The 23,981-nt window shown below is 60.5% G+C and carries 19 protein-coding genes; 3 read left to right on the forward strand and 16 right to left on the reverse strand.

Annotated features, from left to right (window positions below; genetic code table 11):
• Window positions 1-65: 65 nt before the first annotated feature.
• From addA to NHF53_RS21570, 11 genes are all read right to left on the reverse strand, one after another.
• On the reverse strand, window positions 66-3,617 hold the full coding sequence (gene addA, locus NHF53_RS21520) for a double-strand break repair helicase AddA (RefSeq protein WP_252835954.1): 3,552 nt from the start codon (window positions 3,615-3,617) through the stop codon (window positions 66-68).
• Window positions 3,607-6,795 (reverse strand): double-strand break repair protein AddB, encoded by a 3,189-nt coding sequence (gene addB / locus NHF53_RS21525; RefSeq protein WP_252835955.1) that lies wholly within the window; start codon window positions 6,793-6,795, stop codon window positions 3,607-3,609. The genes addA and addB overlap by 11 nt, the downstream gene beginning before the upstream one ends.
• A gap of 10 nt (window positions 6,796-6,805) precedes the next feature.
• Window positions 6,806-7,531: a nucleotidyltransferase family protein gene (locus NHF53_RS21530; protein WP_252835956.1), complete on the reverse strand. Its 726-nt coding sequence runs from the start codon at window positions 7,529-7,531 to the stop codon at window positions 6,806-6,808.
• Window positions 7,532-7,536: 5 nt separating this feature from the next.
• Window positions 7,537-9,054: a tRNA (adenosine(37)-N6)-threonylcarbamoyltransferase complex ATPase subunit type 1 TsaE gene (gene tsaE / locus NHF53_RS21535; RefSeq protein WP_252835957.1), complete on the reverse strand. Its 1,518-nt coding sequence runs from the start codon at window positions 9,052-9,054 to the stop codon at window positions 7,537-7,539.
• The gene (locus NHF53_RS21540) at window positions 9,051-11,627 is read right to left on the reverse strand and encodes a PAS domain-containing sensor histidine kinase (RefSeq protein WP_252835958.1); all 2,577 of its coding nucleotides are present in this window, start codon (window positions 11,625-11,627) and stop codon (window positions 9,051-9,053) included. Before NHF53_RS21540 ends, tsaE begins: the two co-directional genes overlap by 4 nt.
• A 199-nt stretch (window positions 11,628-11,826) precedes the next feature.
• A complete protein-coding gene (gene ahcY / locus NHF53_RS21545) occupies window positions 11,827-13,227 on the reverse strand; it encodes an adenosylhomocysteinase (protein ID WP_252835959.1) in 1,401 nt (466 codons plus the stop codon).
• Between the two features lie 173 nt (window positions 13,228-13,400).
• Entirely contained in the window at window positions 13,401-13,676 is a 276-nt protein-coding gene (locus NHF53_RS21550) for an HPr family phosphocarrier protein (protein ID WP_114364971.1), read from the reverse strand.
• A gap of 18 nt (window positions 13,677-13,694) precedes the next feature.
• Window positions 13,695-14,096: a PTS sugar transporter subunit IIA gene (locus tag NHF53_RS21555; RefSeq protein WP_114364972.1), complete on the reverse strand. Its 402-nt coding sequence runs from the start codon at window positions 14,094-14,096 to the stop codon at window positions 13,695-13,697.
• Window positions 14,097-14,222: 126 nt separating this feature from the next.
• Window positions 14,223-14,684: an HPr kinase/phosphorylase gene (locus NHF53_RS21560; protein ID WP_252835960.1), complete on the reverse strand. Its 462-nt coding sequence runs from the start codon at window positions 14,682-14,684 to the stop codon at window positions 14,223-14,225.
• Window positions 14,681-16,435, reverse strand: coding sequence for a sensor histidine kinase (locus NHF53_RS21565; protein WP_252835961.1), 1,755 nt, complete (start codon window positions 16,433-16,435; stop codon window positions 14,681-14,683). Before NHF53_RS21565 ends, NHF53_RS21560 begins: the two co-directional genes overlap by 4 nt.
• Before the next feature lie 83 nt (window positions 16,436-16,518).
• Window positions 16,519-17,241: a response regulator transcription factor gene (locus NHF53_RS21570; RefSeq protein WP_252835962.1), complete on the reverse strand. Its 723-nt coding sequence runs from the start codon at window positions 17,239-17,241 to the stop codon at window positions 16,519-16,521.
• 338 nt (window positions 17,242-17,579) lie between these two features.
• Here NHF53_RS21570 and NHF53_RS21575 point away from each other — a divergent pair, with 338 nt between their 5' ends.
• The 3 genes from NHF53_RS21575 (at window position 17,580) to NHF53_RS21585 (ending at window position 20,418) form a co-directional block, all read left to right on the forward strand.
• The gene (locus tag NHF53_RS21575; RefSeq protein WP_252835963.1) at window positions 17,580-19,190 is read left to right on the forward strand and encodes a phosphoenolpyruvate carboxykinase; all 1,611 of its coding nucleotides are present in this window, start codon (window positions 17,580-17,582) and stop codon (window positions 19,188-19,190) included.
• Between the two features lie 115 nt (window positions 19,191-19,305).
• Entirely contained in the window at window positions 19,306-19,740 is a 435-nt protein-coding gene (gene arfB, locus NHF53_RS21580) for an alternative ribosome rescue aminoacyl-tRNA hydrolase ArfB (RefSeq protein WP_112690546.1), read from the forward strand.
• A 45-nt stretch (window positions 19,741-19,785) separates the two neighbouring features.
• Window positions 19,786-20,418, forward strand: coding sequence for an alpha-ketoglutarate-dependent dioxygenase AlkB (locus NHF53_RS21585; protein ID WP_252835964.1), 633 nt, complete (start codon window positions 19,786-19,788; stop codon window positions 20,416-20,418).
• A 14-nt stretch (window positions 20,419-20,432) separates the two neighbouring features.
• Here NHF53_RS21585 and coaA read toward each other — a convergent pair whose 3' ends face one another.
• From coaA to hisH, 5 genes are read right to left on the reverse strand one after another with little or no spacing between them, the layout of a single operon-like run.
• A complete protein-coding gene (gene coaA / locus NHF53_RS21590; protein ID WP_252835965.1) occupies window positions 20,433-21,428 on the reverse strand; it encodes a type I pantothenate kinase in 996 nt (331 codons plus the stop codon).
• On the reverse strand, window positions 21,425-21,748 hold the full coding sequence (locus tag NHF53_RS21595) for a phosphoribosyl-ATP diphosphatase (RefSeq protein ID WP_252835966.1): 324 nt from the start codon (window positions 21,746-21,748) through the stop codon (window positions 21,425-21,427). The genes coaA and NHF53_RS21595 overlap by 4 nt, the downstream gene beginning before the upstream one ends.
• An 18-nt stretch (window positions 21,749-21,766) precedes the next feature.
• Complete coding sequence (gene hisF / locus NHF53_RS21600; RefSeq protein ID WP_112690542.1) at window positions 21,767-22,543, reverse strand: imidazole glycerol phosphate synthase subunit HisF; 777 nt, start codon at window positions 22,541-22,543, stop codon at window positions 21,767-21,769.
• Complete coding sequence (gene hisA, locus NHF53_RS21605; RefSeq protein ID WP_252835967.1) at window positions 22,540-23,289, reverse strand: 1-(5-phosphoribosyl)-5-[(5-phosphoribosylamino)methylideneamino]imidazole-4-carboxamide isomerase; 750 nt, start codon at window positions 23,287-23,289, stop codon at window positions 22,540-22,542. The genes hisF and hisA overlap by 4 nt, the downstream gene beginning before the upstream one ends.
• Window positions 23,290-23,306: 17 nt before the next feature.
• Complete coding sequence (gene hisH, locus NHF53_RS21610) at window positions 23,307-23,957, reverse strand: imidazole glycerol phosphate synthase subunit HisH (RefSeq protein WP_252835968.1); 651 nt, start codon at window positions 23,955-23,957, stop codon at window positions 23,307-23,309.
• Window positions 23,958-23,981: the final 24 nt, after the last annotated feature.

The following is a 23,981-nucleotide window of genomic DNA, read 5'->3' on the forward strand; positions in this document are numbered from 1 at the left end:
TCCTTTTCCGGTCGTATCGGAGGGTTATCTGAGGCCCTCGCGATTGGTTTTCAAGATATGATATTTCACGAAGTCTTGAGGTCAGCAAGCGTCCGCGTAAGTTCCGCGGCGGGCACTGCCATGACAAGACCGCCCTCGGTATAGGCCAGCAGGCATTCGATCTGCTTGTTCGGATAGAGAGGCTTCAGAAGTTCTCGGTAGATCGCAAGCTGCGCGCGATGGCTGAAGGGTACGGCGTCTATGGTTCTCGGTGGCGAGCGGTTCGTCTTGAAATCGAGAAGGATCACCCGATCGTCCGTGACCGCCATCCGGTCTATTCGTCCTGAAACCGCTCGTGCCTGTCCGTCGACAACAATGGTTCCCATTATGGAAACCTCGGCTTGGGCGTGGAGCGAGAAAACGGGTGCGAGGTCGGGATGCTCAAGAATCGCAAGCACTGTTCTTACCAGCCGCTCGCGTTCATCTGTCGGCCAGAACCGTGCGGCACGATCGGCATATCGTCTTGCCGCGGCGTCGCGCTGGTCGAGGGGAAGGGAAGGTAGGACCTGAAGCATCCGATGGGTCAGCTTGCCTTTCTGCAGCGCTATGCCACTGTCCACCTTTTCGCCAAACAGCGGACTCGACACGGTGAGATCCTCTCCGACATCGTCAACGAATGCGCCGGCGCCGGACGGACTTAGCGGCCGAGGAAGTTGAGGTCCCGGCGGCAACGGTTGAAACAGTGCCTCGGGAAGCAGATCATCACGACTTCCGGCGTCGCTCTGCTGGTGACGCTCAAATGCGCGGACGGCAGTCGGCAGTCGCCATTTTAGCCCGTTCCATTCCCCTTCGGGCCCTTCGAACCGGGCTTCCGTGCAGTTGTCCGCAGAAAGCCGCAGCGCCTCGGAGATCATCTGGTGCCAAGTATCCTTCGGCTCCTGCTTGCCGCGATAGCCGCATACGATCAGCCGATCCGCTGCGCGCGTCATCGCCACATAGAGCAGTCGACGATATTCCTCTTCCGCCAATCGTCTCAGGCGTTCGGTATCGGCTGAAACCAGCGGGTTCCCGAGCGCCTTGATCGGAATCCAGGCTGGAAGTGGTGTTTCCAGGCCCGCCTCGACGAGGCGGAGTTTCGGGAGGTGTGTATGGTTGAAGGCCTTCGATCCGCCGTCCACCAGAAAGACGACAGGCGCCTCGAGACCTTTCGAGGCGTGAACGGTCATGATCCGCACCTCGTCGCGATCCTTGTCATGCTCACGTTTGACCTCTGGCGCCTCCATCTCGAGTGCCGATACGAATGATTGGAGCCCGGGCAGCCCGCTGGTCTCGAACGTCAGCGCGAAGTTCAGGAATTCGTCGAGAATATCTGTCACCTCGGTTCCAAGACGGGCAAGGAAAGCTCGTCTGCCACCTTCGGGACCCAGGACGTGAGCGTAGAAATCATGGACCGACAGGTTCCGGGATAGCGAAATGCACGCCGTCAGCCGGTCGGCTGCCGAGCGCCACTTTCCGCCTTCCTCTTGGGCGTACCTCTGCAAGGCAGTCCAGACGCTGCTTTCGGCGGGACGCACCGCAGCGAGCTCGAAGATGTCTTCTTCATTCAGGTCGAAAAGGGGGCTTTTCAAAAGTGCCGCAAGCGAGAGGTCGTCTGACGGCAGGAGCACGAAGCGGCCGAGTGCAAGCAGATCCTGGACGGCGATATGCACTGTCAGGCGCAACCGGTCGGCACCCGCGACGGGGATGTTGTTTCGCCGTTTGAGTGCGCGCGTAAGGGCGTTGACGAAGGAGTCCCGCTTGCGAACGAGGACCAGGATATCGCCGGGCCTGATCGGACGCTCGACACCCTTTTCGATGACCGTTTCCCGGCCGACCATTTGCTCGATCTGGTGGGCGATGCGACGCGCCAGGATGGCCGAGGGCGCACTCTCGGGCGTCGCGTCGAACGGTGCCGTCCAGTCCTCACTCGTGTCGCTGACTTCGGGAGCGATCGTGTCCCAGACATCGACCGCGCCCGGGTGCCCCATCCGGCTCGACATATGGACGACTGTTTCGTTGAGGGCACTCAGACCACGGGCGTTGTCCCCAATGGCGAACACTTGGTCTACTGCCGAGAGTACGGCTGACGTCGAACGGAAGGAGAGGGGGAGGCGGACAGCGCTGAAGCGTTCGCCTCCGGAGGACACGAGGCGGGCGGCGGCCGTCGCCTCTTCGGAGAAGCGCTCGGGGCGTGCTCCCTGAAAGGAATAGATAGATTGCTTTTCGTCGCCCACGGCAAAGAATGTACGGGTCCGTGGTCGTGCGCCGATGCCGGAAAAGAAATCCTCGCGCAGCGATCGAATAACCGCCCACTGAATCGGGCTTGTATCCTGCGCTTCGTCGACGAGTATGTGATCAATTCCCTGGTCGAGTTTGTAATGAACCCACGGCCCCACATCTCCGCGCGTGAGCAGGCTCGCGGTGCGTTCGATCAAATCTTCGAAATCGAGCTGGCTGCGGGCCTTCTTGAGATCTTCGTAGTCGCGGTCGAGCCGTTTCGCGAGTGTGAGCGCCGCCTTGGTCGCCTCGTACATGCGGAAGACCGCGAGGCGGTCGCGGCAAGCAGCGACATGATCGCGCGAGGAAACCAGGCGCTCGCGAAGATCGGGTATCGCTTTCGTCATGGCTGCAGTGCAGAGCGTACTATCGGCACGGGGACTTCCGGTTGCCGTATAGAACGCCTTTTCGAGATGCTTGATACGAAAATGCCAGTCCACCTCCTGAGAGGCGGCAGCGAGGGCCTCGGCTATCTCGAGCGCTCGCTCGCCACCCTTTTCCCTCGCAAGCAAGACGTAATCGGAGAGCATTGCACCCGAAAGCGCCGGCAGCGGCCAGAAGCAGGAGGTGAGCTTTTCCTCCGTTGTCTCCGGTTCAAGTCCAAGCCCCAGGCGGAGCGCCAGATCCGGTCCGCCCACCCGTTGTGATGCGGAAAGGAAGCGGCGGATGGCATGACGATTCGCGATTACGTCACCGAGCAGGGCTTCCAGCCCGGTTTCGTCAGAAATGCTGAGGACACGCGAAAACGCATCGGCAAGGTCCGGGTCATCCTCGTTCGAGGTCGCCGTCAGCAGAGCCCGGCGGGCGTCGGCGAGAACCGTCGCCGCGGCCCTGTCGTCGAGGACGGAGAAATGCCCGGCAACATTCGCTTCGAGCGGGAACTGGTGCAGTAGAGCCTCGCAGAAGGCGTGTATCGTCTGAATCTTCAATCCGCCGGGTGTCTCCAGAGCCCGGGCAAAGAGCTGGCGCGCCTCTGACAGCTTCAGTCGGTCGGGCGTTTCGCCTTCAACGTCGGCAATACGGGCTGCAAGCTCTTCCTCAGGAAGTGTGGCCCATTCGGCGAGCCTGTCGAAGACGCGGTTCGACATCTCGGACGCCGCGGCCTTGGTATAGGTGAGACAGAGGATTGATGCGGGTCGCGCACCAGCGAGTAGAAGCCGGACGACCCGCTGGGTCAGCACGTGCGTCTTTCCAGAGCCGGCATTGGCCGAGACCCATGCGGAACGGTCGGGGTCTGACGCCAGCGCCTGTTGAGCCGTTGTCCAGTTGATCCAGGCAAGAGGATCATCGCCGGCAGGCAGATCGCTCGGATCATTCGTCATGGGACGATTCCTCACCTTCTGCCGTCGACCATTCCGCCACGCGTGCGAGATGATCGTACTCTCCGCCGAAGTCATTCTGCTGGGCTGGGATGAGCCGGGATACGAAACCCCGTTTGCCCGAACGCAGCAAGGTTACCAGCCGGGTCAACTCACCGAGCGCTTGTTCCGCAAGTTCCGTCGCGGATTTTTTGTTGTCGCTTCGCCCGCTATGCTCGTTGTTGACGATGTCCGCGCAGAAGCGTTCACCCGGCCGCAATCGTACATAAATCAGGTTTTTGGGGGGTAGTGGGCCGGCCTGGCGGAAGCCGCCGGCCATCAGAGCCGCGGCTTCGAGCGCAAGTTGGGGGTCAAGCAGGCTGCGGGCTTGCGCAACGCTGGGGCTAAGCCCCGTCTTGTAGTCGATGATGTCGACGCCGCCACTCGTCTTGACGTCGAGGCGATCGGCAATCCCGGACAGTCGGATACCCGCTGCCGGAAGTTCCACTCCCGCGGGGACTTCTGTGAGAATACGGCGAACCAAAGGACGCCGGGCCGCATCCCAGGCGAGATAGGCACGGGCGATCTCCTCAAAACGCTGCCGCCAGACGACGTCGACATGGGTTGGCAAATTTTCGGCATCGAACAGCCTGTTGGCAATTGACAGCATGCACTGTAACGCGTTGTCGGCATCGGGTGCGTGTCCTTCACGGACGAAACACTCCAGGATGCGATGATAGAGCGTTCCCCTTTCGGCAGCACCGGGATCGGCGTTGAACGGCTGCAGCGGATCGAGCTTCAAGACTCGTTTTCCGTAGATGGCGTAGGGATCGCGCCGCAGACGTCCGACTTCACTGAACGAGAACTTCTTCGGTTGAAGATCGGCCGGCGGCGTCGGTGCGGGTCGTTGTGCCGGTCGCTGTTCGCTGCCGCGATCGATCAGGTCGGCAAAATGGCGATACCGGTCTCCCCGCTCCCTCAAGTCCCCGGCGAGCTCGGGACCGCCGAGCGCCAGAAGGCGCTGCAGCCAACGGGAGGCGACCGTCGGGGCAGAACCCTGACGAAGCGATCGCGAATAGATGACATTCCGTGTTCCATTCGCCATCTCGAAGTCGTGGGCGAGTTGGCCGATGCGTCGCTCGGGCGGTTCGAGCCCGATCTCAGCCTTCATCACGCGGGAAAGGAATGGGTTGTTCGTTGTCTGTCCCGGCCACGAACCTTCGTTGAGCCCGCCAAGTATCAAGGTGTCTACGCTTTGGAGACGGGCTTCCAAAGTGCCGAATATGAACACCCGCGGATGTCTGAGAGCCTTCGGCTTGACGGCTTCACCTGCGGCAAGGGCGGCCATGATATCGATCCACTGGGGCCCGTCTGCCTCAATCTGGCCGTCGGCCTCCATGATCTCCCCGAGAAGGCTCGCTAGCTTTTCACCGGCTTCGCCGCTCCAGAGCGAGGCGAGGTTGCTGCTCGGCCCTCGGCAGACGGCCTCGAGAACCTGCCCCGTCCTCCGCGCCCATTCGGCGAGAGCGGCCTTGCTCGAAAGTTTGTGATGTCCATCACGACACACCAGCATACCCGTAAGGGGCTCCACCGCAGTGCCGATAGCTGCAGCAAGTTCCCTCGCAGAGGCAGTGGCGGCATCCGGCAGGGCGAGCCGCCACTGTGGCGGATGGCGGTCTGTCTTCTGTTCCTCGTAACGAGCATCGAACAGTGGCTGCAAGCCCGCAATATCGACGCTTCGCGTGCCGCCACGCAATGCGATCATCTCCAGCGCCTGGACCGCTTCGCCATAGGCGGCTTCTTCAAAGCCAAAGCGGGCGAGGGGATGCTTGAGCAGCGAAACAACAGGCACCGGATCGCCCGGGCGCAAGGCTGCTTCGAGCAGCAGCTGCATCAGTGTTCCCTGTTGAGTCGCGCTGAGCGGCGTTCCAGCCGAATCGTCGGCAGTAATTCCGAAGCGGGCGAGTTCCGCCGCGACGCGCCGGGCGAGGTTGCGATCGGGCGTAATAAGGGCGGCCCTGCTGTCCCCGCCGGCTCCAGGCTTCTCCAGGGCGAGCCGGAGAGCGATCGCGATCGCCGTCGCCTCTTCCCGTTCATTTGCGGCTTCGATCAGTGCAACATCGCCGAAAGCCTGGCGGATGCGATCAACTCCGAAGCTGGAACGCCACACGCTCCATCCGTTGGTTGCGGAGGCGGGTGCCATGGCGCGCGAGAGGATTTCCGCGCGATCGGCAAGATCAAGCGGCGCGGCTGCGAGCTCGGTCACGTCTGACCGGGTGATCCGCAAATGCTGAAGCAGTTTGCTGAGGCCATACTGGGGATGGCTCCGACCGGCGGGATCGTGCCGCGCGCGAGCGTCCTCGTCTGTGCCCACGTTTGTCCAGTCCGCTTCTGGCATGGAAAGGTCCAGCCCGGGCAGTACGACCACACCTTGCGGCAGACGGGCAATGGCGGCGATGAGATCCGCCGCCGCGGGGATCGAGCCGGTCGAACCGGCGACGATGATCGGCCCTTCTGCGGTGTTTGCCAAACGGGCAGCCTCGCTGCGGAGAAGAGAGTTTCTGTGTCCGTGCGGGGACGAGCGCTTGAGCTCCTCCAGGCGCGCGGGCCAGAAGGTCGTGGCGATCCCAAGAAAGGCGAGCGTGAGCTGCCACCACGAGGCGAAATCCTGACTATCCAGTTTCTGGAGATCGAACCAATCCCGTTCCTCGGTTTCGACGGCCTCGATGAGTTCGATCAGGGCGCGGGCGAGCCAGATCGCATCGGCGGGACTCGCGGGCGCCACGAGGGGCGTATCCGAGTGGATGCTGCGGACGATTTCGGGCAGCTGGTTACGCCAGGCGAGAACGAGCCGTGAAAGCTCGAGCAGCATGACCGTTCCACCAACGGGCGGCAGGAGATCAAAGGCGGCAGGACTATCCACTTCGAAAAAGCCACCGTCTTCGTCCGTTTCGCCGAGCGGGCGGATCACGGGAAGGATCGCTGATCGTCCGCCGAGAAGATCGACGAATTCCGATCGCAACACGCGTGCCGCCCGCCGCGTCGGAACCAGGATCGTGACTTTCGCGAGCGACAGCGGATCGGCGGGATCGTATCGGTATCCGGGCGCCAAGTCTCCGTCTATGAGCTTTTGAGCGAGAACCTTGAGGAAAGGCAAGCCCGCCGGGATCGTCAGAACGCGTGGGTCAAGAGCCCTCGCCATCACCTGAGCCTCAGTTTTGCAGGCGCCGGATCGCGTCTTCAGCTTCGCCGATCGCCTCCGGAGTCCCCACAGTTATCCAATGTCCCTCCAGTTCTAGCCCGAAGAGGCGACCCTTGGCGATGGCGTGATCGAAATAGATATTCAGGTTGAAGGCGTCTGACGGCGCGTCTTTCAGAAGGGATGAGTTCATCACGATCGCGCCTGCATAAACGACCGGACGGGAATCTCCGGTGTTGTAGCGCGTCAGGTGCCCTTGCTCATCGAGATTGAAGTCGCTCTTGCCGTTATGGCCCGTCGTGTGATCGGGATGAACGCAGAGAAGCGCCATGTCCATGCGCATGGGATCGAAGAAATCCGCGAGTCGCTCGAGATTGCTTTCGTGGCCGCGCCTGTCGCCGATCCAGAAAAGATCCGCGTTCATAACGAAGACAGTCGTGTCACCGAGCAGGCGAAGACCCTTGGCGAGCCCCCCACCTGAGTTCATCAGCCCGGCACGTTCGTCGGAAATGATAACCTGCAGCCTCGGATAGCTCTCCAGATAGCCGATCATCTGCTCGGCGTGATGATGGACGTTCACCACCACCCGCTCGACACCCGCGTCTGCGAGCATGTCGAGCGCATATTCGATCATCGCCTTGCCGGCGACCTTCACGAGCGGCTTTGGAACAGTGTCGGTAATCGGCCGGAGCCGGGTTCCGAGCCCGGCAGCAAGCACCATTGCGTCGGTGATCTTCATTCGTCCTACAGAGCTGATTCGGCTGGTTCGATTCCAGCCTTTAGGCACCATTCTCGCAAAGGGGCAAGGACCGGATGCTCGAAGGCAATACTCAGATGCCAAAGCGTCCGTGGCATATGCTTCATATAGCCGGGCTTCTTGTCGCGTTGAAGGAGCCGCACCCACAAGCCTGCAAGCTTGCAGGCCCTTTGTGCCGACATGATCGACCATGCCTTGAGGAAGGTGCCTTCATCGAACGTGCCGTGCGCTCGCCGCAACGCCAGATACCCCGTCATCAGCTGATCAGCGAGATCGCGTTCGACGGTGACGCGTGCATCCTGCACGATGGAAACCACGTCATAGGCCGACGGCCCAATCATGGCGTCCTGGAAGTCGATGAGGCCGACGCGCCGTATTCCCTCTTCGCCGCCGCGCCAGATGATGTTGGGTGAATGGAAGTCTCGCAGGACCAGCGTCTTTTCCACGTCATCGAGTTGGTCGATCAGATCATCCCAGATCGCCAGGTATTCTTGACGCTCTGCAGCCGTGGCAGGTGTCCCGTTCCGTCTCCAGGGGAGATGCCAGTCGATCAGGAGTTCGGTTTCCATCTTCATCGCCGTCCTGTCATAGTCGGGCACGTGATGGATATGGCCGCTCGGTAGTGAGATATCGCGGTCGAAGTCGGTGTCGTGCAGTCGGGCGAGACAGGCGAGTGCGCCACGGTATCGGTCTGGAGCGGGCTTTCCGCTCTCGTCGAGAATGGTTTCTGTGCCGAGATCCTCCAGAAGCAGAATTCCCGCCTCGCAGTCGCTCTCAAGAATTTCCGGCGCGGCAAAGCCACGTTCGCGCAGGCTCGTCGCGATTGCGACGAAGGGGTAGACGTCCTCGGCAAGATGGACAATTTGCGAGTAGGCTTTTCCGTCCCGAATAGGGGGACCGTTGGGTCGTCGCGGCGCGTCCATGAGCACCATGCGCTTGCCGGCGGCCGGATAGACGTACTCGTACGCCCTCGTGGAAGCATCGCCGATCAGGTGCCGTCGGGTTGCGTCGCGATAGCCGTGTCCATCGAGGAAGCTGCGGATTGCAAGCTTGCGCTCGATCCGCTGGAGCCGATCGGGGATAGCAGAGATCGTTACGCGACGCCCGCCCTGGTCGAAGGCAATATCGACATCGATCCGGTCTGCCGGCAGCGCTTGTCCGGCTTTTTCAGGCCACTCGACAAGACAGACGCCCGCATCAAGCGCATCGCTGAAGCCGATCTCTTCCAGTTCCCGTTCGTCACTCAGGCGATACAGGTCGAAGTGAGCCACCGGCAGTCGCAAGTCGTAGTTTTGGACGAGGGTGAATGTTGGGCTAGGGACCTCGAGATAGTCGTCATCGGCCACCGCGCGCAGGAGGGCGCGCGCCAGGGTCGACTTGCCGGCACCCAGATCGCCCCGAAGGGCGAGGCAATCCCCGGCTGTGACAGCCAGCGCCAGGTCTTCGCCGAGGCGGATCGTGTCAGCCTCGGTGGCAAGAGAGAGTGTGAGGCTTCTCGGACTCATTCTGCGGCAACGGATTGCGGGACGGCAGCAGAGGGGATTCGGCAGTGGACCGTCGTGCCGCGACCGGGGTCACTGTCGATGGAAACCGTGCCGTGGTGCAAGCTGACGAAGCTCTCGACGATCGAGAGTCCGAGGCCTGCACCGGTCCGCTTGCCACCCTTGCTGTTCGACGAAAAGCGGTCGAAGACCGTGGCAAGAATGTCCTGAGGAATTCCGCAGCCGTGATCCGTGACGTTGAAGAGGAAGTCGGCGCCTTCTCGCCAGCACTTGAGATTGACCGTGGAGCCTTCCGGCGAGAAGTTGACTGCGTTGGTGAGAAGCTTGACGAGAATCTGTTTGAGCCGCTGCGGATCGGCGACGATCTGCCCGAGATGGCCGGATGCATTGATCTCCAGCGCGACGTTGTTTTCCTGCAATCGGTCTGTCATCTGCATCGACACCTCGTCGAGGAGATCATCCAGATCTATTTCGGCATATTCGAGCCGCATGATCCCCGCATCAACCGTGGCGAGATCAAGGATGTCGTTGACGATCGTCAGCAGTACGGCTGACGACGTCGAGATGTGGTCGATATATTCCGCCTGCCTCTCATTGAGCGGTCCGACAACGGGCGTCTTGAGAAGGTCGGTGAAGCCGATGATGTTTGTAAGCGGTGAGCGCAACTCGTAAGAAACGTGCTGGACGAACTCGTTCTTGAGTTCGTCCGCCTTTTGCAGGGCTTCGTTTTTCTCTTTCAGGGCGCGCTCGGCCCGCACGTTGTCGGTCATGTTCACGAAGGTCAACATGGTTTGTGCATTCGGAAGCGGCGTCACCGCGAAATCGAGCACGAGGCCGGAATAGAGCTCAAGGGTTCCCTGACTTGACCGTCGCTCGTCATCGAAGCTCGTGATCATCTTGCTGAACGCCTTCCATCCGTCCGGCCTGTCGTAGGACGGCGCGCACGCGGCCTCAATGCTGCGAATATGAGTGCCGGGCGCGGCCTCCGCTTCGGTAATGCCCCAGAGGGCGCGGAAAGCGGGATTGGAAAGCTGTATCCGGCCGTCAGGGCCGAAGACTGCAACACCTTCGGAGAGGTGGTCGATTGTCTCGCCCTGGACACGCACGAGCGTATTGTAGCGGGTCTCGAGGTCGACCTGTTCGGTCAGGTTCTCGAAGACCCAGGTCGCACCGCCTTGCGGGTGCGCCGAGGCGATGACGCGCAGCGTTTGCCCGTTCGGAAGATGCCAAAGGTCGGTCTGTGTTTCGAAGGACCGGTAGACCGAAAGTGCGTTTTCCTTCCAGTTCTTCCAGTTGAGCTGTTCCGGCAACTTGTTCGCCGCTCGCAGACGATCGAGAAATTCACTGTTGTCCGGCCGCGCTTCCAGGAACGGTGTGTCGAGCTGCCAGAGTTGGGCAAAAGCCTGATTGTAGAACTGCAGCCGACGGTCCCGGTCGAAGATCGCCACCGCGGTGGCAAGATGGTCCAGCGTATCGGCGTGGCTCTTGAGAGTACGGGTAAGCTCTTCGCGTAGCGATTCCGCTTGCGAGATGTCGATCGCCATGCCGCCGGAACCCGACGCGCTCCTCGCGTCGACGACGTCGAAGAAGGTTCGATTGCCTCGCACGACGGTGGAGACCTTCTCGTGGAACGGTGATTCAGGCGTTGAGGTCGCCCGGATCCTCTCCCGGGATACCGTCCCCAGAATCTCCCGTTCCTCGGTGATTGCCTGGGCGGGTGACGTAGCTTCCACCGCCTCGGAGTAGGCTTGGTTGACCCAGACCAGACGTCCCTCCGTATCGCGCTGCCAGACCGGCTGCTCGATCGCGTCCAAGAGTGCTTCGAAGGTCGCGATCGATGCTTTCAGCCGGGATCGCTCGATCTTCAACTCGGCCAGTTCGGCGCGGAGATTGTTGAGGGCGACGAACCGCGCAAAAGCGCGGCCGCCCGACAGGCGTCCTTGAACCTCGATCACCTCCTGGTGGTTGGTTTCGACGATGAGGTCGAAGGACTGCGCGTCGAAGCGCAGGCGTTCTATCGCCTTGTCGAGTTCTCCGGCCGAGGAGGGCTTGAGCCAGCGACCGAAAGCCAAAAATTCGCTCTCGGCCTGCGGAGCACCCGTTTCACCGGGAAGCTGGCCGAGGAATTCCGGTTTGCGGTCGTTGCCATCCCAGATGACGATGCGTCTGTTTTTGTCGGCGATGATCGCCTGATAGCGTGAAATTCGCTGCCTAGCGTCGGAGAGTGCAGAACGCATCTCCTGACTTTCCGCCTCAAGGGCACCACGCTGACGGATAAGCCATACAGCCGACAGCAGCGCGGCGGAGAGGATGCCGATCACCAGCGAGAATCCGACCATCTCGGCGGAAGTGAAGAGCCGCTGCACCTGAGCGGCACCTGCTTCAGCCTGCGCGATTGCCGGCAGGAGTGTGCCGCCCAGTATTGTGCCCGCAAGGTAAGCGCTACGCCATCGCAAGAGCGCTGAAGCCGCATGTTGCGAGTGGTCCTTCGGCGTCGCAGTACGTGCAAGCAGGCGCCGTATACGACCGCCGCGCACCGTGCCCCGCCCGCACGGATTATCTTTGTTTACCGACATATTCGGTCTGTCTCCGTCCTATGTGCCGCATCTCGACAAGACATCCCACTTCGTGTGGCCGCGCCGAAGCGCGAGGCGCGAATCAAGTCTTAAAACAATACTGCCTAAGGGAATCTGCGGGAAGTATTGGGCTCAAAAAAGAAGTCGCGACCTCTGTCAAGGTCGCGACTACTACATCTTGTGGATATTTGCGGTAGCGTTAATAGCGATAGTGGTCAGACTTGAACGGCCCCTGGGGCGTGACGCCGATATAAGAAGCCTGTTCTTCCGACAGCTCGGTCAGCCGCACGCCGAGCTTTTCAAGATGCAGCCTGGCGACCTTCTCATCCAGATGCTTGGGGAGCACGTACACCCGGTTTTCATAAGCGCTTGGCTTCGTGAACAGTTCGATCTGCGCGAGCACCTGATTGGTGAACGACGCCGACATGACGAAGGACGGATGACCGGTCGCATTGCCGAGATTCAGCAGACGGCCCTCGGACAGAAGAATGATTCGGTTGCCCTTCGGGAACTCGATCATGTCGACCTGTGGCTTGATGTTCGTCCACTTGAGATTGCGCAAGGCCGCGACCTGGATCTCGTTGTCGAAATGGCCGATGTTCCCGACGATGGCCATGTCCTTCATTGCACGCATGTGCTCGATGCGGATGACGTCGCGATTGCCTGTGGTGGTCACAAAGATATCGGCGCTCGAGGTTACGTCCTCGAGTTGAACGACTTCGTAGCCGTCCATCGCCGCCTGCAGTGCGCAGATGGGGTCGACCTCGGTAACCTTTACGCGTGCGCCTGCTCCGCGGAGCGAGGCGGCCGAGCCCTTGCCCACATCGCCATAGCCGCAGACCACCGCCACTTTGCCGGCCATCATCACGTCCGTTGCGCGGCGGATGCCGTCGACGAGCGATTCCTTGCAGCCGTACTTGTTATCGAACTTCGATTTCGTGACCGAGTCATTGACGTTGATGGCCGGGAACGGAAGCAGGCCCTTCTGGCTCAACTGGTAGAGGCGATTGACGCCTGTCGTCGTCTCTTCCGTCACGCCGCGGATTGCGTCACGCTGTTTGGTGAACCACCCCGGCGAAGCGGCCAACCGCTTCTTGATCTGAGCGAAGAGAATTTCCTCTTCTTCGGAATGCGGATGGCTCAAAACGTCCTCGCCGGCTTCGGCTCTTGCTCCGAGCAGGATGTACATGGTGGCATCGCCACCGTCATCGAGGATCATGTTCGAGAGACCGCCGTCGGTCCACTGGAAAATCCGGTCGGTGTAGGTCCAATAATCCTGCAGCGACTCTCCCTTGACGGCGAACACTGGAATGCCGGCAGCGGCGATCGCGGCAGCGGCGTGGTCCTGGGTGGAAAAAATATTGCAGGAGGCCCAGCGAACCTCGGCTCCAAGGGCCACCAAGGTTTCGATCAGAACTGCCGTCTGGATCGTCATGTGCAGGGAGCCGGTGATGCGTGCGCCCTTGAGCGGCTTTTGTTCACCGAACTCGGTGCGGCAGGCCATAAGGCCAGGCATTTCGGTTTCGGCAATGTCGATCTCCTTGCGACCGAAATCCGCAAGTCCGATATCCGCGACGATATAGTCTTTATTTGTGCTCATGAAGCTCTCCCGGCTGGAATTCTGGCGGCACTGTGCGCCCTTAGGACGGGTATGCGCGCGAGGTAATCGTCCGGCTCTGCGGAGCCGGTTCCAATGGGAAGCGTTTAGCAGGCTTAATGGCGATTGGCAACCGAGATATAAAGAAGTCTTTATGTCTTTATATGGGGTAGGGATCAGGCTTCCTCGCCGAACTTGTCCGAGACCAGAGTCTCGAGCGCGTCCAGTACTTCCTTTGCTTCATTGCCGCTGGCGGACACCATGATCGTGCACCCGGGACTTGCTGCCAGCATCATGAGGCCCATGATCGACGTCCCACCGACGGCGGTCCCGTCCTTCGCAACCGTCACTCTCGCATCGAAGCCGCTGACGGTCTGCACGAATTTGGCCGAGGCGCGTGCATGTAGACCGCGCTTGTTGGTAATCACGAGTTCACGAGACGCCGATGTCATGGAGTTTCTTTCAAGGCATTACTTGCCACTGAGGACGCGGCTGGCGACGTTTATGTACTTCCGGCCGGCCTCCGAGGCCTCAACCAGCGCCTTCTCCATGTTGTTCTCGCCACGGATGCCGGCGAGCTTGATCAACATGGGAAGGTTGACGCCGGCGATCACTTCGATGCGCCCGGCGTTCATGACCGAAATTGCGAGGTTTGAAGGAGTGCCGCCGAACATGTCGGTCAGGATGACCACTCCGTGGCCATCATCTGCGCGCTGGACCGCGTCCAGAATGTCCTGGCGGCGTTGGTCCATGTCGTCTTCCGGGCCGATCGATACCGTTTCGATAAATTTCTGCGGTCCAACCACGTGTTCTACCGCGTGATGGAACTCTTCAGCCAGCTTGCCATGGGTGACAAGCACAAGTCCGATCATTCTCTTTCTGCCCCTTTGCATATGCAGTCAGATGGTCAGATAGTGCAATGCAGCAACTTCGTCCATCAGTGGCTGGTCATCTTGGCGATGTAAATCCGAAGTGCAAGCCAAAAATGCAGCGATATCTTAGGGTGTGACCGTTCCTGAGGCCCTCATAACTGCCTCAACAAAGGAAAACGGAGCCGGTACGCCGAGGGGTAGGCGGAAAAGAGGGAGCGTGATGCCGTGCGCGACCGGGAAACGCTCGCCTTCCGGGGGGAGGCGCTCTGCAGTCGCTGGCTCCACGGGAGATATGGCAACCTGCATTAGTGCGGATGGCAAGCGTTCGACTTCGGCAATTCCGCCGTGCCGCAGTTCGACAAGGCCCGAAATCGTTGGAGGACAGCGCGCCAGCAGATGATCGCCTAGCCTGCTGACGAGAACGCGGTCGTCTGCGACAAGCGCCGCGAATTGACCGAGGGCCCGAGCTTCGCTCAGGCAGGCGAAAGCCTGCGTGGATTTACCGGCTCCCGAAGGGCCAACGAAGAGCAGGCCGGTCGTGCCGACGACGATCGCCGTAGCATGGATATTGATCTCTGCCGCGCTCATTGCGCGGGCTCGACCGGCAGTGACAACGTGAAGCGTGCGCCGAGTGTCCCGCCAGTGGTGGTATCGGTGATGTTTTCCGCTTTCAACGTTCCGCCATGTGCTTCGGCGATCTGGCGACTGATCGAAAGACCCAGGCCGGAATTCTGACCAAAGCTCTCACCCTCCGGCCGGTCCGTATAGAAGCGCTCAAAGACACGGTCGACATTTTCGATCTGGATGCCGGGGCCATTGTCGTCCACCTGAACGACGCAACGACCCTTGGTGCGGAAGAGCCGAACGGTGATGCGTCCTCCCTTTTCCGGCACGAAGGAGCGAGCATTTTCGATAAGGTTGGTGACGACCTGACCAAGCCTCAGGTCGTGGCCGTTGACGACGAAGGATGTTCTTGCACCCGGCCTACGGTCCACGACGAGGGTAATGTCCACCGGCTTCTTCGTGCTGCGGATTTGCCGGGAGATGTCCACCATGCTGGAGAGCAGTTGCTCGAGATCGATGGGTTTGGCATCGCTGCGGGCTAGCTCAGCGTCGAGACGCGAGGCATCCGAGATGTCGCTGATCAGGCGGTCCAGGCGTTTCACGTCATGCTGGATGACGTCCATCAGCCGCTGCCGAGATGTGTCCGTTCGGGCGAGTGGCAGCGTCTCCACAGCGCTCCGCAGCGATGTGAGCGGATTTTTCAGTTCATGGCTGACGTCGGCTGCAAAGCTCTCTATCGCATCGATCCTGTCGTAGAGGGCGGTGGTCATCTCGCGCAGCGCGACGGACAGGTTGCCGATTTCATCCTGTCGGGCGGAAAAATCCGGAATCTCCTCGCGTTCCTTCGCTCCACGGCGAACGCGGATCGCGGCGGCGGAGAGCCGGCGCAGCGGAGTCGCTATTGTAGAGGATAAGAGCAAGGAGACGACGATGTTGACGAGCGCGGCGACTCCGAAAACGCGCAGGATTGCGAGGCGTTCGGCGTGGACGATCTTGTCGATATCGCCGGCTTGCGTGGAGAGGAGCAGGACGCCGAGCACTGCGCGAAACCGTTGCACAGGCACCGCAACCGAGACGATCAAAGCGCCCGAATCGGTGACGCGGACGACTGCTCCTCGCACGCCGGTAAGGGCGTTCATGACCTCTGGGTAGATCGAGCCGTCTCCGCCGGGCGCCTCCTTGTAGAGGGGCAGCCCGCTTGGCTGCAGCATACGGTTGAACATCTGGGCGAGCCATTCGAGTACGCCGGGCGATTCGTTCTCTATTGGCGGGAGGTCGAACCGGAGGACCTGACCACGCGAATATAGATGACGTGAGTCGAGGAGCAAGTTCGCATCAGCATCAAAGAGGCGGGCGCGCGTGCGCGTCGGCGAGATCAGACGCCTCAGCACGGGGGCGACCCGTTCCGGGTTGATCGGAAACTCGAGGTCCTCGTCGTTCGGCACCGGGGTGATGCTTTGTCCCGCTTGCAGTTCGAGCAGTTTCTGTGGATCGATGGTGATCGAGTTGGTGTCGACGGACGCCGAAGCGGAGATCGCCCCGGCCATGATCTCGCCCTGCGTCAAAAGGCTTTCCACGCGCGCGTCGATCAGCCCTTCACGGAACTGGTTCAGATAGAGAATCCCCCCGACCAGCACGAAAAGAGCGGCAAGATTGAAGAAGACGATCCGTCGCGTGAGACTGGAGAACAGCGCGTGGCCAAAAATGCGGCGGATGAGCGTGAAAGGATGCGACAGGAAACGGCGCCCCTCGGCCGGGCTGTCCGTCTCCTCCAAATTTGAACTGGAAACCTGTTGCTCCAAACGTCAACCTCATTTGCACGGCACCATGCCGGCAGGAGCCGAAACGACGGATGCCGTCAAGCCGCTTCGCGGAACCGGTATCCAACGCCGTAAAGCGTTTCGATCATGTCGAAATCGGCGTCGACCATCTTAAACTTCTTGCGCAGGCGCTTGATGTGGCTGTCGATGGTGCGATCGTCAACATATACCTGCTCATCATACGCCGCGTCCATGAGGGCGTCGCGGCTCTTCACGACGCCAGGACGCTGGGCGAGCGATTGCAGTATCAGAAATTCGGTCACTGTGAGCGTCACCGGGTCGCCTTTCCAGGTGCACGTATGGCGTTCCTGGTCCATGACCAACTGCCCCCGCTCGAGCGTGCGCGCCTGCGACTCTGCGCCGGCTTTTGCGCCGACCGATCCTGAAACAGCCTCGCGGCTGCTGGAGCGGCGAAGGATTGCCTTGACGCGTTCGACAAGAAGCCGCTGTGAAAACGGTTTCGTGATGAAGTCGTCGGCGCCCATCTTGAGGCCGAAGAGTTCATCGATCTCTTCATCCTTCGAAGTAAGGAAAATGACGGGTAGATCCGACTTCTGCCGGAGGCGCCGCAGCAATTCCATGCCATCCATGCGCGGCATCTTGATGTCGAAGATCGCGAGGTGCGGCGGGCGGGCGAGCAAGCCGTCCAGTGCCGAGGCGCCATCCGTGTAGGTCTCGACCTTGTAACCTTCCGCCTCCAGAGCAATGGACACGGATGTCAGGATGTTACGGTCGTCGTCAACGAGCGCGATTGTTTGCATGCTGTTCGTCTCCGTCATCATAAGCGCGGCTCCTGGCATCGATCCCAATCAATCCGGGTCCCCATTTGTGCGCTTCTTGGGGGTAAAGGTGGAACAAATTGTGGCAAAGATAAAGGGGCGCGTCGATCGGTCGCCGGAAAGCGATCCGTCGATACCAAGGGGAAACCACGAAATTTGCCGGGTTCAAACCGATTTAAAAATCTCGTTTCGAATTTAAATCGATTAAATATTTGATATCATTGATATTTTCTTCTAATGTTGTCTTGCCTTTTAGAAACGCGAACACTAGGTTCGCGAAAAATTCAACGGCAATCCCCCACAACAAAGGAAGAGTGTCCATGGAGGAGCTTGGTGTAAATAATCCCCTCATCGGGGTAGCGTCGATCGGGTTGGGGGACGCGGCACGCGTCTACTACAACTTCCTTGAGAGCGAGCTTTACGAAGAAGCCATTCGCCGCAAGGAAGCCGTCCTGACCGCCGATGGCGCGCTTTGCGCCGTAACCGGCCAGCACACTGGCCGCTCAGCGAAGGACAAGTTCATTGTTCGTGACAGTCACACGGACGGCGAAATCTGGTGGGACAACAACAAGCCCATGTCGCCCGAGCACTTCGGTCTGCTCCACAAGGACATGCTGGCGCATGTTGCGGGTAAGGATATTTTTGTCCAGGATCTCGTCGGGGGCGCCGATGCCGATAACGCACTGCTGACGCGGGTGGTAACGGAACTCGCTTGGCACTCGCTCTTCATCCGCAACTTGCTGATCCGTCCGGACCGTTCGACTCTCGGCGAGTTCCAGCCGAAGTTGACCATCATCAACCTGCCGACGTTCCGCGCCGACCCGTCGCGGCACGGCTGCCGCTCAGAGACGGTGATCGCCTGCGATTTCACCAACGGCATCGTACTGATCGGCGGAACCTCTTACGCCGGCGAGATCAAGAAGTCGGTCTTCACGGCCCTCAACTACCTGCTGCCGCCGAAGGGCGTCATGCCGATGCACTGCTCGGCCAATGTTGGCCCGGCAGGCGACACCGCGGTCTTCTTCGGCCTTTCGGGTACCGGCAAGACCACGCTTTCTGCCGATCCGAGCCGCACGCTGATCGGTGACGACGAACACGGCTGGGGCGAGCACGGCGTGTTCAACTTCGAGGGCGGTTGTTACGCCAAGACAATCCGTCTGTCGGCGGAGGCAGAGCCGGAAATCTACGCCACCACCAAGCGCTTTGGTACCGTGCTCGAGAACGTCGTGCTGGACGACCGTCGTTTGCCTGACTTCCATGATGGCTCTCTGACGGAAAACACCCGCTGCGCCTATCCGCTGCACTTCATCCCGAACGCATCGGAGACCGGTCGTGCCGGGCATCCGAAGACAATCATCATGCTGACGGCCGATGCCTTCGGTGTCCTGCCGCCGATCGCGCGCCTCACACCCGAGCAGGCGATGTATCACTTCCTCTCCGGCTACACGGCGAAGGTCGCCGGCACCGAGAAGGGTGTCACGGAGCCCGAAGCGACGTTCTCGACCTGCTTCGGTGCGCCGTTCATGCCGCGGCACCCGGCTGAGTACGGGAACCTGCTTCGCGATCTGATTGCCCGCCACAACGTCGATTGCTGGCTCGTAAACACGGGCTGGACCGGAGGCGCTTACGGCGTGGGTCATCGCATGCCGATCAAGGCAACGCGTGCGCTACTGACCGCTGCACTCAACGGTGAACTCAAGAAGGTCGAAACCCGCACCGATCCGAATTTCGGCTTTGCCGTTCCGGTTGCCGTCGAAGCGGTAGACAGCGCAATCCTCGATCCGCGCTCGACCTGGGCGGACGGCGAGGAGTACGATGCACAGGCCAAGAAGCTGGTCGCGATGTTCATCACCAACTTCGCGAAGTTCGAAGATCACGTCGATCACACTGTCCGGGCTGCGGCTCCGAGCGCGAGCATTGCCGCTGAGTAATCTCGGCTGCTTGAACCTGTCAGAGGCCCGGTGGTCACATGACCACCGGGCCTCTTTGTCATTGATGGTTCCCGTCGGTGCCCAAATGTGGGAATAGAACGGTTGGAGACAACCGATGGCCAGCGACGCACTTTACATAGACGACCGGATCACGATTGCGGGTTGGGAACTGACGGAGCAGTTTGTTCTGGCAGGCGGGCCGGGAGGCCAGAACGTCAACAAGGTTTCGACTGCCGTACAGCTGTTCTTTGACATCGTCGGATCACCTTCTCTTCCCGAGCGGGTCAAGACAAACGCTTTGAAGCTCGGTGGTCGGCGTGTATCCAAGGACGGTGTCCTGATGATCGAGTCCAGCCGTTTCCGCAGTCAGGAGCGCAATCGCGCGGACGCGAGAGAGCGGCTCAAGGAGCTGATCCTCAAGGCCGCGGAGCCGCCACCGCCGTCACGACGAAAGACCAAGCCCACCAAAGGTTCCGTCGAGCGAAGGTTGAAGGAAAAGGCCGGCCGTTCGGAGGTGAAGAAGATGCGCGGTCGGCCTGCCGGTGATTGATAGGAACTGCCCGGTGCGGATGTGAGACCCGGAAAGGGGGACGTGATGGCGCTCAATACCGGTCCAGGCTGGAGCTTTCCGGACGGAGTAAAGCTCTATCCCGGCTATCTGACGCGCGACCAGCAGAAGGCGCGGCTAGAAGAGGTACGCGAAGTGGTCGATGCCGCCCCTCTCTATGTCCCGGTCATGCCGGGCACCGGCACACCACTATCGGTTCGCATGACCAATTGCGGCTCGCTCGGGTGGGTAACGGACAAAGTTCGCGGCTATAGATACCAAAGCGTGCATCCAGTTACCCAATCAGTCTGGCCGCCGATTCCTGACACCCTCATCCATATCTGGGAGCAGGTTGCTTGCTATCCGAAACTTCCGGACGTTTGCCTCGTGAATTTCTACGCCGGCGATGCGCGAATGGGACTGCATCAGGACAAGGACGAGCAGGATCTTGAAGCGCCGGTGGTGTCGGTCTCTCTCGGAGATACTTGCCTCTTTCGCCTTGGTGGCAAGAAACGCAACGACAGGACCCGCTCATTCCGGCTTGCAAGTGGTGACGTGCTCGTTCTCGGAGGCGAAGGGCGCTTGGCTTTTCACGGGGTGGATCGGGTTTATTCCGGGACCTCGACCCTGCTGAAGAACGGTGGGCGGATCAATCTCACGCTCCGGCGCGTCAACCTCTGACTGCCGGTGGCGGGTCAAAGCTTCCGCAGGGCTACCTTCTGGACCAGATGGTTTTCACCCTTCTGCAGGATGAGATCGGCACGCGGTCGCGTCGGCAGGATGTTTTCCCGGAGGTTCTTCAGGTTGATGTTGGTCCAGAGATCTTCGGCGATCTCCAGTGCTTCCTGCTCGCTTATGGTGGCGTAACGATGGAAATACGAGTTCGGGTCGCGGAAGGCCGTCTGTCGCAGCTTCATGAAGCGGTGCACATACCATCGATGGATCAGCGTCTCGTCGGCATCGATGTAGATCGAGAAATCGAAAAAGTCGGAGACCATTGGGACGATCTTGCCATCCGCGGGCAGATCGCGTGACTGTAGGACATTGATGCCCTCGAAGATCAAGATATCCGGCCGGTCGATGACCTTGTACTCGTTCGGCAGCACGTCGTAGGTGAGGTGCGAATAGCAGGGTGCCTTCACGTTCGGCAGACCGGCTTTTATCGCTGACAGGAAGCGCAGAAGTGCGCCAATGTCGTAGCTTTCGGGGAAACCCTTGCGGTTCAACAGATTCTCGCGGATGAGAACCGCATTCGGATAGAGAAAGCCATCCGTTGTGATGAGGTCGACCTTCGGGCTCGACGGCCAACGGGCGAGCAGTTCCTTCAGGACGCGAGCGGTGGTCGACTTACCCACCGCGACGGACCCGGCGATGCCGATGACGAAGGGTGTTTTCGCCACATCAGACATGCTGAGGAACCGATTGCGCTGCTCGAAGAGCATCTGCGAGGATTCCACATGAGAGGAAAGCAGGCGCGACAGCGACAGGTAGATGCGCCGAACTTCCTCCAGATCGATAGGGTCGTCGATCGACCGCAGGCGGTGCACCTCGTCCGCCGTCAGCGTCAGCGGGGTGTCGGCACGAAAGCGCGCCCATTCTTCCGAAGAATAGAAGTGATAGGGCGAATAATCGTTGGCTTGGAAATGATCGAGCGTTTCGGGCACGTCGGCTGGCCGTATAGCTGTTGTCATGGATCCCGCCGGTTGGCCTTTTCGCTGAGGCCTGTCTGGGCTGTTCGCCGCTGAAGCTCCTGCATGACAGCTTCTAGCGGTACGTCGGCGATTTTCAATACGACCAAGAGATGATAGAGCAGATCGGCACTCTCGCAGACGAGGTTCTGCCGGTCTTCGGCAATTGCGGCGATCACGGTCTCCACCGCCTCCTCACCGAGCTTCTTGGCTGCTTTGCGCTGTCCGCCGTGGACGAGTTTGGCGGTCCAGGACTGATCGGGTTCAGCCGTTGCACGCGTGGCGACGATCTTTTCGAGATCCGTCAGAGAGAACATGGTCATTCCGCCGCTCCGTCTTCTTCAGTCGAGCCGCATGGGGATGCCGTGGTCCGCCATGTAGCGCTTCGCCTCGCCGATGCTGTATGTACCGAAGTGGAAGATCGATGCCGCAAGGACGGCAGTCGCATGACCTTCCTTGATCCCGGCAACGAGATCATCGAGATTGCCGACGCCGCCCGAGGCGATGACCGGAACACGCACGGAGTCGGCAATGGTCCGCGTCAGCGCGATGTCATAGCCGCTTTTCGTGCCGTCCCTGTCCATGGACGTGACGAGGAGCTCTCCGGCGCCGCGCGCTGCCATCTTGCCCGCGAATTCGACAGCGTCGATGCCCGTCGGCTGACGACCGCCATGGGTGAAGATCTCCCATCGGTCGGTTTCTCCGGGCCCTGATACCTTCTTGGCATCGATGGAGACGACGATGCACTGATCGCCGAACTTGTCCGCGGCCTCCGCTACGAAGTCCGGGCTCTTCACCGCGGCCGAGTTGATGGACACCTTGTCCGCCCCGCACAGGAGGAGCTTGCGGATGTCGGCGATCGTCCGAACACCGCCGCCGACCGTGAGCGGCATGAAGCAGTGCTCTGCCGTGCGCGCAACGACATCGAAGATGGTGTGGCGATCTTCCGACGATGCTGTGATGTCGAGGAAGGTGAGTTCATCGGCGCCGGCGGCATCGTAAGCCTTTGCCGCCTCGACCGGGTCGCCGGCATCGATGAGGTCGACGAAATTGACGCCCTTGACGACGCGGCCGTCCTTGACGTCGAGACAGGGAATTACACGAGCTTTCAACGTCATGGTTGCACCTCGGGATTGCGGGCGGCCTTGATCAGTGCGAGCGCCTCGGCGGGATCGATACGGCCGTCATAGAGCGCCCGGCCGGAAATGGCGCCCTCGAGTTTTCGGGCGTCCGGCTGCAACATGCGACGAATGTCCCCGATCGAGGCGAGACCACCGGACGCAATGACTGGGATAGAAACGGCCTCCGCGAGTGCCAGTGTCGATTCCCAGTTGATGCCGGTCAGAATTCCGTCGCGATCGATATCCGTATAGATGATAGCTGCAACCCCGGCCCCCTCGAACTTGCGTGCGAGTTCGATGACGCCGAGCTCCGAGGCTTCCGCCCAGCCTTCGACCGCTACCTTGCCGCCCTTGGCATCGATGCCGACGGCAATTCTTCCGGGAAACGCCCTGCAGGCCTCGATGACCAAAGCCGGATCACGCACCGCCACGGTGCCGAGGATCACGCGTGCGAGACCGCGTGCCAGCCAGGATTCGATATGCGCGAGCGTACGGATACCTCCTCCGAGCTGGACCGGGTTCTTCGTCGCCTTGAGGATGGCGTCGACGGCCGCACCGTTGACGCTCTCCCCGGCAAAGGCGCCGTTGAGATCGACGACGTGCAGCCACTCGAAACCCTGCTCCTCGAAGGCTTTTGCCTGTGCAGCCGGATCAGGATTGTAGACCGTCGCCTGAGCCATGTCGCCGAGCTTCAGTCGGACGCACTGACCGTCCTTCAGATCTATTGCGGGGAAAAGGATCATAGATTCATCCAGCCTCTTTATGGGGCCCAGGTCAGGAAATTTGCGATCAGCTTCAGGCCGAGCTTCTGACTCTTTTCCGGATGGAACTGGGCGCCGGCCATGTTGTCACGGGCGACGAAGGCGGTAATTGGAGCGCCATAGTCGGTCGTGGCGACGATGTCATCGGAATCGTTAGCCGCGAGATGATACGAGTGGACGAAATAAGCGTGCAAACCGGCCGGACCCGTCGGGATGTCGTTAAAGAGCGGGTGAGGTCGACGAAGATCGAGAGTGTTCCAGCCGATCTGCGGTATCTTCAGGTTCGGATCATCGGGAGTGATCTCGACGACGTCGCCTTTGATCCAGTCGAAACCGGCGGTCACCGTCTTCTCGAGGCCGCGACTCGACATCAGTTGCATGCCGACGCAGATCCCGAGAAAGGGTCTCCCCTTTTCTTCGACGGCAACGGCAAGAGCTTCATTCATGCCAACAACGGCATTCAGACCTCTTCGGCAGTCGGCATAGGCGCCGACACCCGGCAGAACGATGCGGTCGGCGGACGCGACGCGATCGGGTTGGTCGGTCAACTCGACGTCCGCCGCGACTCCGCTTTCACGCGCCGCACGTTCGAAAGCCTTGGTGGCCGAACGGAGGTTTCCCGATCCGTAATCGATGATCGCCACACGCATGGGCTAAGTCCTTTCGTTCGCGGT

This window comes from Ciceribacter sp. RN22, from assembly GCF_024054295.1.
GTDB classification, from domain to species: Bacteria; Pseudomonadota; Alphaproteobacteria; order Rhizobiales; family Rhizobiaceae; genus Allorhizobium; species Allorhizobium lividum.

What these genes read in the sequence shown, in the direction of transcription:
- addA (WP_252835954.1), bottom strand. Translation starts at nt 3,617, where the DNA reads ATGACGAATGATCCGAGCGATCTGCCTGCCGGCGATGATCCTCTTGCC.
- addB (WP_252835955.1), bottom strand. Translation starts at nt 6,795, where the DNA reads ATGGCGAGGGCTCTTGACCCACGCGTTCTGACGATCCCGGCGGGCTTG.
- NHF53_RS21530 (WP_252835956.1), bottom strand. Translation starts at nt 7,531, where the DNA reads ATGAAGATCACCGACGCAATGGTGCTTGCTGCCGGGCTCGGAACCCGG.
- tsaE (WP_252835957.1), bottom strand. Translation starts at nt 9,054, where the DNA reads ATGAGTCCGAGAAGCCTCACACTCTCTCTTGCCACCGAGGCTGACACG.
- NHF53_RS21540 (WP_252835958.1), bottom strand. Translation starts at nt 11,627, where the DNA reads ATGTCGGTAAACAAAGATAATCCGTGCGGGCGGGGCACGGTGCGCGGC.
- ahcY (WP_252835959.1), bottom strand. Translation starts at nt 13,227, where the DNA reads ATGAGCACAAATAAAGACTATATCGTCGCGGATATCGGACTTGCGGAT.
- NHF53_RS21550 (WP_114364971.1), bottom strand. Translation starts at nt 13,676, where the DNA reads ATGACATCGGCGTCTCGTGAACTCGTGATTACCAACAAGCGCGGTCTA.
- NHF53_RS21555 (WP_114364972.1), bottom strand. Translation starts at nt 14,096, where the DNA reads ATGATCGGACTTGTGCTTGTCACCCATGGCAAGCTGGCTGAAGAGTTC.
- NHF53_RS21560 (WP_252835960.1), bottom strand. Translation starts at nt 14,684, where the DNA reads ATGAGCGCGGCAGAGATCAATATCCATGCTACGGCGATCGTCGTCGGC.
- NHF53_RS21570 (WP_252835962.1), bottom strand. Translation starts at nt 17,241, where the DNA reads ATGCAAACAATCGCGCTCGTTGACGACGACCGTAACATCCTGACATCC.
- NHF53_RS21575 (WP_252835963.1), top strand. Translation starts at nt 17,580, where the DNA reads ATGGAGGAGCTTGGTGTAAATAATCCCCTCATCGGGGTAGCGTCGATC.
- arfB (WP_112690546.1), top strand. Translation starts at nt 19,306, where the DNA reads ATGGCCAGCGACGCACTTTACATAGACGACCGGATCACGATTGCGGGT.
- NHF53_RS21585 (WP_252835964.1), top strand. Translation starts at nt 19,786, where the DNA reads ATGGCGCTCAATACCGGTCCAGGCTGGAGCTTTCCGGACGGAGTAAAG.
- coaA (WP_252835965.1), bottom strand. Translation starts at nt 21,428, where the DNA reads ATGACAACAGCTATACGGCCAGCCGACGTGCCCGAAACGCTCGATCAT.
- NHF53_RS21595 (WP_252835966.1), bottom strand. Translation starts at nt 21,748, where the DNA reads ATGACCATGTTCTCTCTGACGGATCTCGAAAAGATCGTCGCCACGCGT.
- hisF (WP_112690542.1), bottom strand. Translation starts at nt 22,543, where the DNA reads ATGACGTTGAAAGCTCGTGTAATTCCCTGTCTCGACGTCAAGGACGGC.
- hisA (WP_252835967.1), bottom strand. Translation starts at nt 23,289, where the DNA reads ATGATCCTTTTCCCCGCAATAGATCTGAAGGACGGTCAGTGCGTCCGA.
- hisH (WP_252835968.1), bottom strand. Translation starts at nt 23,957, where the DNA reads ATGCGTGTGGCGATCATCGATTACGGATCGGGAAACCTCCGTTCGGCC.